Origin of the sequence: Chloroflexus sp. (assembly GCF_034432675.1) — a bacterium.
Classification (GTDB): domain Bacteria; phylum Chloroflexota; class Chloroflexia; order Chloroflexales; family Chloroflexaceae; genus Chloroflexus.
The window spans coordinates 20,039-32,416 of sequence record NZ_DAOUBI010000187.1; the positions used below are offsets into that span (position 1 = coordinate 20,039).

The 12,378-nt window shown below is 54.6% G+C and carries 14 protein-coding genes; 10 read left to right on the forward strand and 4 right to left on the reverse strand.

What is annotated here, in order from left to right; genetic code table 11:
• Positions 1 to 2 precede the first annotated feature (2 nt).
• From VAE55_RS14470 to VAE55_RS14500, 7 genes are all read left to right on the forward strand, one after another.
• On the forward strand, positions 3 to 353 hold the full coding sequence (locus tag VAE55_RS14470) for a hypothetical protein (protein WP_322816455.1): 351 nt from the start codon (positions 3 to 5) through the stop codon (positions 351 to 353).
• Complete coding sequence (locus tag VAE55_RS14475; protein WP_322816456.1) at positions 340 to 1,431, forward strand: quinone-dependent dihydroorotate dehydrogenase; 1,092 nt, start codon at positions 340 to 342, stop codon at positions 1,429 to 1,431. The genes VAE55_RS14470 and VAE55_RS14475 overlap by 14 nt, the downstream gene beginning before the upstream one ends.
• A complete protein-coding gene (locus VAE55_RS14480; RefSeq protein WP_322816457.1) occupies positions 1,428 to 1,865 on the forward strand; it encodes a hypothetical protein in 438 nt (145 codons plus the stop codon). Before VAE55_RS14475 ends, VAE55_RS14480 begins: the two co-directional genes overlap by 4 nt.
• A gap of 41 nt (positions 1,866 to 1,906) precedes the next feature.
• Positions 1,907 to 2,635, forward strand: a complete 729-nt coding sequence (pyrF, locus tag VAE55_RS14485) for an orotidine-5'-phosphate decarboxylase (protein WP_322816458.1) — start codon at positions 1,907 to 1,909, stop codon at positions 2,633 to 2,635.
• Positions 2,636 to 2,644: 9 nt separating this feature from the next.
• Positions 2,645 to 3,289: a phosphoribosyltransferase family protein gene (locus VAE55_RS14490; protein ID WP_322816459.1), complete on the forward strand. Its 645-nt coding sequence runs from the start codon at positions 2,645 to 2,647 to the stop codon at positions 3,287 to 3,289.
• A gap of 180 nt (positions 3,290 to 3,469) precedes the next feature.
• The gene (locus VAE55_RS14495) at positions 3,470 to 4,168 is read left to right on the forward strand and encodes a Yip1 family protein (protein ID WP_322816460.1); all 699 of its coding nucleotides are present in this window, start codon (positions 3,470 to 3,472) and stop codon (positions 4,166 to 4,168) included.
• Position 4,169: 1 nt separating this feature from the next.
• Entirely contained in the window at positions 4,170 to 4,916 is a 747-nt protein-coding gene (locus tag VAE55_RS14500; RefSeq protein WP_322816461.1) for a Yip1 family protein, read from the forward strand.
• 263 nt (positions 4,917 to 5,179) lie between these two features.
• Here the strand turns inward: VAE55_RS14500 and VAE55_RS14505 are convergent, their stop codons facing one another.
• Genes VAE55_RS14505 through VAE55_RS14515 form a run of 3 tightly spaced genes read right to left on the reverse strand, consistent with a single transcriptional unit; the run spans position 5,180 to position 7,110 of the window.
• Positions 5,180 to 6,103, reverse strand: coding sequence for a polymer-forming cytoskeletal protein (locus VAE55_RS14505; RefSeq protein ID WP_322816462.1), 924 nt, complete (start codon positions 6,101 to 6,103; stop codon positions 5,180 to 5,182).
• Positions 6,104 to 6,556, reverse strand: a complete 453-nt coding sequence (locus VAE55_RS14510; RefSeq protein WP_322816463.1) for a hypothetical protein — start codon at positions 6,554 to 6,556, stop codon at positions 6,104 to 6,106. It lies immediately after the preceding gene.
• The gene (locus tag VAE55_RS14515) at positions 6,529 to 7,110 is read right to left on the reverse strand and encodes an RNA polymerase sigma factor (RefSeq protein WP_322816464.1); all 582 of its coding nucleotides are present in this window, start codon (positions 7,108 to 7,110) and stop codon (positions 6,529 to 6,531) included. The genes VAE55_RS14510 and VAE55_RS14515 overlap by 28 nt, the downstream gene beginning before the upstream one ends.
• A gap of 274 nt (positions 7,111 to 7,384) precedes the next feature.
• On the opposite strand from VAE55_RS14515, the gene VAE55_RS14520 reads away from it, so the two are divergent.
• Positions 7,385 to 7,639 (forward strand): UPF0158 family protein, encoded by a 255-nt coding sequence (locus tag VAE55_RS14520; RefSeq protein ID WP_322816465.1) that lies wholly within the window; start codon positions 7,385 to 7,387, stop codon positions 7,637 to 7,639.
• A 214-nt stretch (positions 7,640 to 7,853) separates the two neighbouring features.
• Here the strand turns inward: VAE55_RS14520 and VAE55_RS14525 are convergent, their stop codons facing one another.
• Complete coding sequence (locus VAE55_RS14525) at positions 7,854 to 9,131, reverse strand: ABC transporter permease (protein ID WP_322816466.1); 1,278 nt, start codon at positions 9,129 to 9,131, stop codon at positions 7,854 to 7,856.
• Between the two features lie 134 nt (positions 9,132 to 9,265).
• Here VAE55_RS14525 and scpB point away from each other — a divergent pair, with 134 nt between their 5' ends.
• Both scpB and dnaA read left to right on the forward strand, forming a co-directional pair.
• Positions 9,266 to 9,880 (forward strand): SMC-Scp complex subunit ScpB, encoded by a 615-nt coding sequence (gene scpB, locus VAE55_RS14530; RefSeq protein WP_322816467.1) that lies wholly within the window; start codon positions 9,266 to 9,268, stop codon positions 9,878 to 9,880.
• A gap of 884 nt (positions 9,881 to 10,764) precedes the next feature.
• Complete coding sequence (dnaA, locus tag VAE55_RS14535) at positions 10,765 to 12,198, forward strand: chromosomal replication initiator protein DnaA (protein WP_322816468.1); 1,434 nt, start codon at positions 10,765 to 10,767, stop codon at positions 12,196 to 12,198.
• The last annotated feature ends 180 nt before the right edge of the window (positions 12,199 to 12,378 follow it).

A 12,378-nucleotide genomic window follows, 5' to 3' on the forward strand; every position in this document is an offset into this window, starting at 1 on the left:
GTATGACGACCGATCCGTTGCCCGAAAATGCCGAGGTGATCGGCCCATTGATCTTCGTGCCTAATCCTGACTATCCCTATCCGTTTCCAGTTGCCCGTCCTCCTCGTTTCTGGATGGAAGAGATCACCGGACGGTTGGCGGAGGCGATTGAGCAGTATATGCAGGGAGAACCCCTGAGTAGTGATCAGTTAGAGCTGATTAAGCTGTATCTGAAACAATATCTGGAACGTGCAGTGATTGATGGCAGTGCAGACCGTAAACGATTACTGAGTCGCATTGACCGTCTGCGTACCACTCGTGATATTGAGCGATTTGCCGATGAACTTTCTGAGGTGGGAGTTGAACCGTTCTGAGGCACTGTTCTACCGCTACGGCATACGCCCGATCTTGTTTCGGCTCGGTCGGGGCGACGCCGAGACGGCCCATGAACGTACCTTGCATATACTGGCGTTGATCAGTCGCTCACGCCTGTTGTGCAAGACCATCGGGCATCTGACCACAATTCGCGATCAACGGCTCCACCGCACAGTTTGCGGGATACCTTTTCCCAATCCGGTTGGGCTGGCCGCCGGCATGGACAAGGATGGTGTGGCAATACCGGCATGGGCAGCACTGGGCTTTGGCTTCGTCGAGGTTGGCACCGTCACCCATCACCCACAGCCGGGCAACCCCCGGCCACGCCTGTTTCGCTTACCAGAGCAGGAAGCGCTGATCAACCGGATGGGGTTCAACAATCAAGGCGCTGCCAGCCTCGCCAGACGATTGGACCGCTTGCAGCCGCCACCCATCCCGATTGGCGTATCAATTGGCAAGTCGAAGATTACCCCTCTCGAACTGGCAATTGATGATTACCGGGCGTCGTTTCGTCAGCTCTTTCCGTATGCGGCGTACATCGCCATCAATGTCAGCTCCCCAAACACGCCCGGCTTACGCCAATTACAAGACGCCAACCAGTTGCGTGCGCTGCTTGCAGCTCTGCAACACGAAAATGTGGAATTGGGTCGCACCGACCAGCGCGGCTCCCGGCCACTTCTCGTCAAGATTGCGCCTGATTTGAGCGATACAGCCATAGAAGAGGTGTTGACCGTCTGCGCTGACCACGGTGTTGCCGGTATCATTGCCACCAATACGACGATCAGTCGTGAAGGACTGACCGGGGTTAATCCGCGACTGGCAGCCGAAGCCGGCGGCCTGAGCGGGAGACCACTGACTGCACGTGCCCTTCACGTGGTACGCCTGATTGCCCGTTTGACAGGCAATCGCCTCCCGATTATTGGAGTCGGAGGCATTCATACACCTGATGATGGGTTACGTATGTTGGAAGCCGGTGCCAGCCTGATCCAGCTCTACACCGGACTAGTCTACTACGGGCCACTGTTACCCAGACGGATCAACCGCGCTATCCTTACGCACAGCAAGGTACAGCAATGAATGGCTTCCTCGGCACAAAAGCTACGTTTGCGCAAGACATTTCGCTGATCGGGAGTATTTTGGTCGCGATTGCCTTCACTATCGGCGCATATCTCGCCGTGAAAGGGTACTACACCGCACACCGCTGGGTACAAACGGGAGCTGCCGGTGTCAATCTCGCACTCGTATTCGGCGTGATGATCCCCTCGTTGCTGAATGTGTCGCCCGATGAAAACCTCACCCTGCCGGCAGCGGCCTTTGTGGCAATGCCAGCTCATGAGGTGATCGGTACGGTTGCGATGGTCTTTGGGGTATACGTCGTCCTGGTTGGAAATGAATGGCTCCCGCAGCACTGGCGCTTTACCAACTATAAGCTGTTCATGCGCATTGCTTTTGGCCTGTATCTGGCCGCAACCATCATTGGGGTTGCGGTGTATGTTTTGATCCACACCTGATAACGTTGTTCGACCTGAGATAGACTGGAGCGGTTCATCGTATGAGTCTCGCGCCACGCGAACGGATACTGGTTGCGCTCGATACACCCGATCTGAATACAGCAGTTGCTTTAGCAACCCGGTTGCGCGGGCAGGTTGGCGGCTATAAAGTCGGGCTGGAAATCTGCTCTGCGGTCGGCGTACCCCAGATTGTATCCGCCATGACTGCGGTTGGCGGAAGTGTCTTTCTCGATCTCAAACTGCACGACATTCCGAACACGGTCGCCGGTGCAGTTCGCGCCGTCTGCAATCTCGGCCCGGCAGTCCAGATGTTGACACTCCACTGTAGTGGAGGTAGCGCAATGCTCCGCGCCGCAGTCAATGCAGCCCAAAGCATGCCCTACCGTCCACTGCTGCTCGGCGTTACCTTGCTCACCAGTCTCGATGCCACAGCACTCGCCGGCGAACTGCGTGTCACGTCGGACATCACCGACTACGTAGTTCATCTGGCTCGCATGACGCAGGATTGTGGTCTTGATGGCGTGGTAGCTTCGCCGCACGAAGTGAGTGCCATTCGTGCTGCCTGCCCTCACGTGCGGATAGTTACCCCCGGCATTCGTCCACAGTGGGCTGCAGAAGGTGACCAGCGTCGCATTATGACACCGGCAGCCGCCCTGCGCGCCGGCGCCGACTATCTGGTCATCGGACGGCCAATCACTGCTCCGCCAGCAACCATCGGCGATCCGGTCACCGCAGTCGCACGGATTCTTGCAGAATTGGAACAGGAATGATAGAAGCTTATGACCGAGGCGAATCTCTTGACCATCCTTCAGGAATTAGGAGCAATTGTCACCAACGACCATATCGTGTACACCTCTGGGCGCCACGGCAGTAGTTATGTCAACAAAGACGCACTCTACCCACACACAGCTGCGGCCAGCATGGTGGGGGCTGCTCTGGCTGGACACTTTGCCACCGCCGGGGTCGAGACCGTTGCCGGGCCAACCATTGGTGGAGTCATTATGGCACAATGGACGGCTCATCACCTGTCGCAGATCTGCGGACGTGAAGTGCTGGCCGTTTATGCTGAAGAAGAGCAGCATGACAATGGCAAACGACGGGTCTTCCGGCGCGGATATGATGCCCATATTGCCGGAAAGCGCGTTCTGGTTGTTGAGGATGTGATGACAACCGGTGGTTCAGTCCGCCTGGTCGTGGAAGCGGTAATCGCTGCCGGAGGAACTGTTATCGGCGTTGGCGCTCTCTGTAATCGCGGCGGCATCACCGCAACCGATCTTGGTATTCCTCAATTGGTCGCCCTTACCGAATTACCGTTGGAAAGTTATCCGGCTGAAACTTGTCCGCTCTGTGCTGCCGGTGTACCGATCAATACCCGGCTGGGCAAGGGAGCAGCCTATATTCGTAACCTGACAACGAACCCATAACCATCAACAACCATCAACATTATGATAATACCGGTGTGAACAACGGCAAACTCTACAAACAGCCCACATTGTGAAGAATAGTTGTTATCGATACGGGAAGATCAACCTGACACACAAGCACACGCAACGTGTACAATAGTAGTGCCCGTATACGCACATGTACAAGCAACAGGATGAACTATGGAGTCACTTGCTCGTTTTGTTCGACTCAGTACAGCCGGCCTCCTGCTTGACGTCAACACCTTTCGCGCCCAACGCGACAATCCGTATGCATTGCGCGAAGGCTTCCTCGTCGTGATCGCAGTAGGGATCATTGTTGGGATTGCCAGCCTGATCGGTAGAATCCTAAGCAGAATGGCCACTCCTGATCCGGCAGCGGTGATCGAAGTGTTGCAACGTTCCTTTGAACGCATACCACTCTTTAGCGGTTTGCAAGAGATCAATCCCGACTTTTCCTTTGAGCCAATCTTCAATCTGTTGACAGAGGTGTTTAGTAATCTGCAATGGAGTGGTCTTGTCGGTGCCATCGTCACCCCATTGGTGTATGTTCTGGGCTGGCTGATTTACGGCACTGTTGCGCATCTGGCAGCCCGTTCGTTAGGTGGCGATGGCACGTTTGCCCAAACGCTCGGCTGCACCGCCCTGGCCAGCGGTGCAAACCTGCTGGCTGCGGTACAGTTCATTCCCTTCGCTACTACGTCCGGCACAACCCTGCTCGGTCTAATTGGCTGCTACCTTGGTCTTCGTACTGCCCATAACCTACCGGCATGGCGAGCTTTCTGGGCAACACTTATTGGACCAATTCTGCTGATCCTTGTCCTGCTCGTGGTCAGTTGTGGAGCACTCGCACTATTGATTGCCAGTGCTCAAGGGAGTTGATATGTCTGTGATCGACACCTTCAATGGCGCATTGACATTGAACCAGCGTGTCTTTAGTGAGATGCGCGATGCCCCTGATGGCGTGCGTCGTGGTTTTCTGATCATCTTGCTGGTTGGATTGCTGGTTGGTGTCATTCAGAGTGCCAGCGCATTGATCACTTCCGCCAGTCCTGATCGGACAGTTGCGGCCTTTGTTATCGGTTATCGCGAGGCTATCGAACAGCAGCGTCAAACGGCCACAACCCCTGAACAACGTGAAGTGTTGCGGTTGTTTGAAGAGAGCACAGATGAACTGGCCGAGATGGTTCGCGAACTGGTTACTCTGCCCACACTTTTACCACGACCGGTAAGCCTCTTCTTGCAGGCACTCGGTCAGACAGTGTCAAAACCGCTCGAATATCTAAGCGATATGTTGCTGGCTGTGGTTCTGACTCACATCGCTGCCCGTCAATTGGGCGGGCAGGGCGGTATTCGAGCAATGGTTGCTGTAGGCTCGCTCTCGGTAGCGCCTCATGCCCTTGATGCGCTAACATTCATCCCAGTGCTAAACCTACCGATCAGTATCATCGCCTGGGGATGGGGGTTGATTGTCTTGATCACCGGAACGGCTGTCGTGCATCGGCTTGATACCGGCAAAGCGACACTGGCCGTGCTGCTCTATCCCAGTCTGCTGATTATACTGAGCATCTTGCTGAGTTGCATCCTGCTTATTGGTCTTGTCTCACTATCAGCAGGACTGGGTGCATAATCCGGTCTAAACACTGTCAATGGTGTGGCGCAGAGCTGCTACGCCACACCATTGTGACATCATCAGCCCATCGGCAGTGAGGAGGATAAGGCGAGGAAGAGGGGGAGATGTGCTTCAACAGCCAGCTTCCAACCCTTGACCTGAAGAGCAGGCACTTACCGCACGTCGAATCTGAACACCCTCACGAGTCGTAGCAGATCGCTACCTGCCCCTATCGCTATCAAACCGTTGGGTTATGTTCGTAGTCGGCAACTGTCTGTTTACTATGCATCACGCCAGATCGGTAATGCACCACCGCGGCTGATCAAGGCAGCCCCAAGTCCCCAACTGGCAATCGCATAACCTGCCAGCATTCCTGCCAGCGGGCTAACAAGGCTTATGATTACCAATGGCACGATCATGATCAATGCGCCTGATACCGTCGCTAACGGCGGACTCAAGGCCACTGCAGGTGGCCAGGTTGCAGCGATTGCCCGCGCAATACCGGTAAAGCCGACAACATAGGGCAGGTGCAAAAGCACGACCAGTGGAATAAAGAGCAGCAGTCCCACCAGACTCAGGGTCAGCAGGCCAAGCAGGAATGGCATTGCCAGCAGGACCAGAACAGTGGAGAGCAAGCCAACCAGCGCACTCCGCAGTGGCGCAGCGCGGAGAGCACGACCGATCCCGGCGGTACGGCGGGGCCAGATCAACGTCACAGCAATGCTTAGTAATAAGACAACAAACCAGGTGATAAGTGCATTACTACCCGGCGGTAACCAGCGCCGACCCGATGTCTGTCCACTGAGCACATTAACCAGCGACGTGACCAGCGCGGCCCCAGCCAGGGGTTCAATACCGATCACTGCACCTTGCAAGGTAACCGGGTTAGCAATCGTAATACCACCTGCGATTGCCAGGACATTCCCCTCTACGACTGCGCCCGCATCAAGCTCAATTGCGCCGGTATAACTCACCACATCACCGCGCACAATCCCGTACACGGTAATCGAGCCGGCCCAACTTGTCACATCACCATCAACCTCGCCCAGCACAATCACCGGTTGATCGAAGGTTGACAGGTTACCACTGTAACGTTCGCCGGCAGCAACGACCACCGGTGCAGGTGAGGAGTGCGTGCCGGCAAATAGCGGCACCCATGGCACGAGAAACAACAGCAATCCGAGCAATAGCCAGCGTTGCCACATCTAGTGAACCTCTTGAACCTCTGCAAGTGGAGTATCGACGATCAACCGCCACCAAAACCATCCCACACCAAGGAAAAGTAGCAAGCCAGGCAATAACCACCATGCTGCTGACAGCCAGAGGTTCCATAACGGTTTGGCGATCAAAATCATTGCCAACACCAGCCGTCCCAATCCCGTTTCGGGATCGCCCAACAGCATTGCCGGGCCACTGCTGTCAATCAGTAAACCCCAACCACCGATAAGCATAAAAAGGACTGGCAGGACCAAGACCCATCGATACCAGGATCGCCGAACCGGTGGTGGAGCTGACAATTGCCGAACGATCCGCGCCGACAAATTAGCCGGCGGGACTGCCATTTGCGGCTCTCCCCAGCGCGCTAACAACATGCGTAGTTCGGTTTCGGCTGCTGCCAATTCAGCATCGGTCAACTCATCATCCCCTCTATATTCCATACCTCCTCCTCGGCGGCGAGTGCCTCTTGCAACATCTTGCGCGCCCGGTGCAGCCGGGTCTTCACTGTAGCTTCGGTCAAGCCTAACACCTGACCGATCTCTTCATACGACAGATCATACCAGTAGCGCAACACGGTGACTCCACGGTAGGTAACAGGGAGGCGCTGTAGCGCCCGCTGCACTACTTCCTGTTGCGCACGTTGCAATGCACTTCGCTCCGGCCCTGGCTGCGTGCTCGGCAGCCAAAATGCCACATCTTCAAGGGTTAACCAGTTGAAGCGCCGGCGACGCAGGCGATCAATACAATAATTCGAGCCAATCGTCAGCAGCCACGTTACCAAACGGCGCGACGGATCATAGCTCTGGAGATTACGAAATGCCCGTAGAAATACTTCTTGAACAGCATCTTCCGCCTCGAATGCGTCACCCAGCATACGATATGCCTGATTATACAGAACACCGGTATAACGCTGGACAATGGTCGCACAGGCCGATTGATCGCCTGCACAGGCACGAGCAACAAGCTCTGCTTCATCAGGCTGTAATTCACTCACAGGTATTCCTCACATGATGTTATACGCTATATTCAATTAAACGTTGCAACGCACGAAAACTTCCTGCAATCTAATCATCCAACATCACCTGCGATCACAAAGGCATCCCGTCGTCATACTATTACATTGCCGATCAACATGCAATCCCTCAAATGCTAGCGTACTCTACCAATGAGTCGTATGCTCTCAACTTGCAAGAGCGGGCAGATTCGTGTACCATCTTGCGTGATGCGACGGTCGTTCGCATTCCGTCGTCAGTCAACTGGAGGAAGCCGTGACCGCTAACATCAATCGTGATCAAATTCGCGCCGCCCTTGGCGAAACCGATCCTACCTTTAGCTTCTACCTCGATCTGGTCTCTGGAGAGGTGTTGCGCGTGCCAGACACCGATCCAAGTGCTGAAGCTGAAGCACTCCGCAACCAGGTGATGGAAGGGTATGGTGATCGGTATCGCTACATTCCCGGTGGCAAGACAAACCCTACCGACAGCGATGTCCAGGTGTGGCTTGAAGCCGAAGGGATAGCATAATTTCGCTTCCCGCAAGCCACACAAGGCAGGAAGCAGCAGATTCTTCCTGCCTTGTTGATCTTGTTTTGACTCTTAATGTAAGCTACCACCTGCGCTCAGCAGCACGTTCCCATCGACGTGTTACGTCACACCTTACGGTAGCAACCCAAATTGTACCCATCCTCTGTGCCCTCTGTGTCTCTGTGGTGACAAAGGAAGCAACTTGGGTTAACTCTTACTGCTTTTCGTAGGGCTTACCGACAGCCGCCGGCCCCACCGCACGCCCGATCAAGCCTGCTAACACAATCATAGTGACCACGTAGGGGATGACTTGCAGGAATTGCACCGGTACCGGCCCACCCAATACCTGCACTTGCAGGATTTGGAAGCGTGTACCTAATGCCTCGGCAAATCCGAACAACATCGCACCACCAAAGGCACCGAACGGCATCCACTTCCCGAAAATCATGGCTGCCAGCGCAATAAAGCCTTTGCCGGCGGTCATGCCATCATCGAAATTGCCCACCGTCTCGATAGAGAACCAGGCTCCACCCAGACCGGCAATACATCCGCTGATGAAAAGATTAATATAGCGCATGCGGTTGACAGCGATACCCACGGTGTCGGCAGCCTTTGGATTCTCGCCGACGGCACGGGTGCGCAACCCCCAGCGGGTCATGAACAGCACGATATGCGTGGTGATCACCAGCAACAGCATCGCAAAAAAGATTGGCTTCCCGCCGAAAATGATCGTCCCCAATACCGGGATCGAATCGAGTGAGCGGGCCAGATCGGGGAAACCGGCATCGGCGATCATGGTCGAGAGGGAGGGAAGCGTTACGCGGCCACCACCCTCGGTCACGATATACTGCCGGCGCAGGTAGCCGGTAATGCCGATTGCCAGAATATTGACGACTGTACCGCTAATGATCTGATCGGTGCGAAATGAAATTGAGAGCAGACCATGCAGTAAAGCCATCACGCCACCGATAACAACAGCCCCCAGGACACCGACCCAGATTTGGCCGGTGAAGACAAAGATGGCGAAACCAAACGCTGCTCCTATCAACATCATGCCTTCGATAGCGATGTTGATAACGCCGGAACGCTCAGCCCAAATCCCGGCCAACGCTCCCAATGCCAGCGGCGTCCCCAGACGTAGTGACTCGCTCAGCATGACCGTAGCATTGGTCTGCTTACCGGCGGCTGCCCAGATCAAGATCGCTGGAAACAGCAACACTGCACTTGTCCACAGCAGACCATCTGCCCAACGATGGGCACGATTACTCAGCCCCAAACCGCCGGCGATGAGCATGATGATACCGGTAATAGTCAGACTCCAGGCGGTAGGAAAAGCAATGATCGGCTGTGGTACAGCGAGTGCAATCCGCGAGACCTGGCTGTCACCGGCTAATGCCAGCGGAACATAGTTAATCAGCATGAACAGACCAAGAATGGTAAAGAAACCGGCGATAACTTGCCGGCGCGTTATGCCCTGGCGGCGCTTTCCCATTGACAACGTCCTTTCCTTCTCACAATCGCACTCGATATGATACCATGAGTGGCAATTGTCGGGTAAACATACAGTGTTGGTTTCGATTTGCAAATACAAACCACAAACATTCTTCACAGGTACACATTATCGCTATGGATAACCAGACCCCACCGCAAGACAATCACGACACAGCTCCTTTGGCGACCGATCACGATCTGCCAGCACAGTCAACGCTCTTGCCAGACAGCCCTCAACCCAGTCTTACCCAACTGATCGAAGCGTTACTCTTCGTCGCTACCGAACCAATGACACTCGACCAACTGACGCGCACTCTTGACGTAGAAGTGACTGAGGTTGTGAAGGCTATTGATGAGCTAAGTACAATTTATGCTCAGCGCGGGATACGACTCCAACGACACAACGATCACGTGATGTTTGTCAGTGCACCCGAAGCTGCGCCGACTATCAGGCGTTTTCTCGGTGCACAGCAAAACCAGCGCCTCTCGCATGCTGCCCTCGAAACCCTGGCCATCATCGCGTACCGACAGCCAATTACTCGTGCCCAGATCGATGCAATACGTGGCGTTGACAGCAGTGCTGCCCTCCGCGCTCTGCTCAGTCGCGACCTCATTTGTGAGGCGGGAAGGCTTGAGGTGCTTGGCCGACCAATTCTGTACGCGACAACCCCCACCTTCTTACAACAGTTTGGTCTTACCAGCTTAGACGAGTTACCACCGATTGAGATACCAGAAGCGGAGAAAGAGTAGCTAAGCCGGCGCCAGGGCAAACCGCGTGTTGCAGCAGCACATGCGGTGCGGCCCACCACCGTATGCTCTCACTCTACGTCATGGCGGCAGCGGGAGGCGCACCGGAACCACCTGATCGGTTTAGCAGAGAGTGGAATGGAGAGGGACGATGGTGACAGCCATACCACCGGTGAACCCTGGGCAGACGTATCCCGGCGGCTGAGGCGACAAACGCAGCGGTGCGAAAGTCATGTTTCCGCACGCTATGCTGGCGGCACATTATCCCTGAGCGCGGAAAGCGGAAGTTCCCACTTGAATGAAAGTTGTCTAAATAGACAGGTTCCCTGTCGGGAAAGGATAAGCACAGTATACCCACTGACTACTCGCACGTATGTTAGATGCCCTCAGATGGGGAGCATGCCCAACACCTTCTCCGTTACTCGGTCTTTCTTCAGCGGTCGGATCGTTTATCCACCTCCTTCTCCCCGACTTTCCACGCATTATCCACATCCACCCTGCTCTTGCAGGCTAGCTGTACTCATCGCTATTAAGTGCATTGGAATGAGGAAAATCACTCTTTAACAAACTCTTTCTCCATTGAGTTATCCACAATTATCCACAACTTAATCTCAACATAACATACACCTAGGTTGACGATGATCGCAAGAAACACGACACTACCACCGCCTATCACTATAAGAAACCGTTATAGATTTCCTGTATCTTGTTGCTTGAAATATGAGAACAGATCGAGTATGATGACAACACGTCAAGAGAAGACTTGCTGCCCGCTCTCACCACGAGCGCACTGCAAACACCAACAATGATGTTGCCCTCCCCGCGTCCCGGCGCGGGTCATTCATTATGTGTACGCAGGTGAAGCACGGCTCGCAAGGAGGCGCAGGGTGAATCTAACACAAATTTGGAAAGCAACACTATCGGCCCTTCAAACACAGACCTCGCGTCACGATTACGAGGTGCTGCTGCGACCGGCTACGCTCTTATCACTCGATAATGGAGCAGCCTTCATTGGGGTTTCGTCACCAGGGCAGAAGGAAGGGCTGGAGAATCGTTTGCTCATGCCACTGCGTAATGCTCTCGCCCGTGTCGTAGGGTATCCGGTACAGGTGCAGGTGTTGATTGCCAACCTGAATTCACGTACCGAGCCTTCACCCCCCCTGCTCAATGGTTCACGCTTGCTGAGCGAGTCAGAGCCTGTTGTTGCCGAGACCCCGGCACCAGCGTTTACGTCGGGTAACGGCACCAGCGAACGTGCAGTTCAGCTCGACCTGGCCAGCGCAATGCGATCGGGTATGCTGAACCCTCGCTATACATTTTCCAGTTTCATCGTCGGTTCGAGCAACCGACTGGCCCACGCGGCATGCCTGGCTGTTGCCGATAATCCCGGTCAGGCGTATAATCCGCTCTTCCTGTACGGCGGTGTAGGATTGGGCAAGACCCACCTGCTGCACGCTATCGGTAATCGCGTCCTCGACCGCGATCCGGAAATCAATGTTCTGTACGTGTCGTCAGAAAAATTCACAAATGATTTAATTAACGCCATTCGTCGGCAGCAGACTGAAGAGTTTCGGATGCGCTATCGCAACATCGATGTCTTGCTGATTGATGATATTCAATTTATTGCCGGTAAAGATGCGACCCAGGAGGAGTTTTTTCACACATTTAATACCCTTCATTCAGCAGCCAAGCACATTGTGATTAGCTCTGATCGTCCACCGAAGGCCATTTTAACCCTCGAAGAGCGGTTGCGTTCTCGCTTTGAATGGGGTCTGATTGTTGATGTGCAACCCCCTGATCTGGAAACGCGCACCGCCATTCTCCGCGCCAAAGCGGAGCAGATGAGTGTCCATGTGCCCGATGAGGTGATCGACTTTCTAGCCCACAAGATTCAGAGCAATATCCGTGAGCTGGAAGGTAGCCTCAATCGGGTTGCGGCCTACGCCGAGCTCAACCGTGCGCCGATCACCATCGAGACGGCAACCGCTGCCCTGGCCGATTTGCTCGGCAATCAGCGTCGCCGGCGGATCAGCGCCGAAGCTATTCTCCAAATTGTGAGCGAGCACTACGGGATTGAAGTAGAGCAACTCCGGGCGCGAAACCGCTCGCGCCACGTAGTCGTGCCACGACAGGTAGCGATGTACCTGCTTCGCGAAGAGACGGAAAGCTCGCTGGTTGATATTGGCAATCTCCTCGGTGGGCGTGACCATACCACTGTGATGTACGGTTGCGAGAAGATTGCCGAAGAGATTAACAGTGATAGCCGTCTGCGCAGCGAAGTCATGACGATCCGCGAACGTATTCAGATGCTGCGTGGGTAGAAAAACCGTACCATAAACGAACACAACCCCGTCAGAGCACTGTTGGACAGTGCTCTGTCTGTTTTATCAGGCTAATATCACATCTGTGACTCGATAATGCTATAATAACTCAAGTTGCCACCTATACTGTGACAGGCTACGGAGACTGACTGCCAGGATGACCAGCACGACATTGCCCGT

Bases quoted from the DNA above. Each gene is read 5' to 3' on its own strand.
- VAE55_RS14490 (WP_322816459.1), top strand. From the start codon at position 2,645: ATGACCGAGGCGAATCTCTTGACCATCCTTCAGGAATTAGGAGCAATT.
- VAE55_RS14480 (WP_322816457.1), top strand. From the start codon at position 1,428: ATGAATGGCTTCCTCGGCACAAAAGCTACGTTTGCGCAAGACATTTCG.
- VAE55_RS14525 (WP_322816466.1), bottom strand. From the start codon at position 9,131: ATGGGAAAGCGCCGCCAGGGCATAACGCGCCGGCAAGTTATCGCCGGT.
- pyrF (WP_322816458.1), top strand. From the start codon at position 1,907: ATGAGTCTCGCGCCACGCGAACGGATACTGGTTGCGCTCGATACACCC.
- VAE55_RS14505 (WP_322816462.1), bottom strand. From the start codon at position 6,103: ATGTGGCAACGCTGGCTATTGCTCGGATTGCTGTTGTTTCTCGTGCCA.
- VAE55_RS14495 (WP_322816460.1), top strand. From the start codon at position 3,470: ATGGAGTCACTTGCTCGTTTTGTTCGACTCAGTACAGCCGGCCTCCTG.
- scpB (WP_322816467.1), top strand. From the start codon at position 9,266: ATGGATAACCAGACCCCACCGCAAGACAATCACGACACAGCTCCTTTG.
- VAE55_RS14470 (WP_322816455.1), top strand. From the start codon at position 3: ATGACGACCGATCCGTTGCCCGAAAATGCCGAGGTGATCGGCCCATTG.
- VAE55_RS14500 (WP_322816461.1), top strand. From the start codon at position 4,170: ATGTCTGTGATCGACACCTTCAATGGCGCATTGACATTGAACCAGCGT.
- VAE55_RS14510 (WP_322816463.1), bottom strand. From the start codon at position 6,556: ATGGAATATAGAGGGGATGATGAGTTGACCGATGCTGAATTGGCAGCA.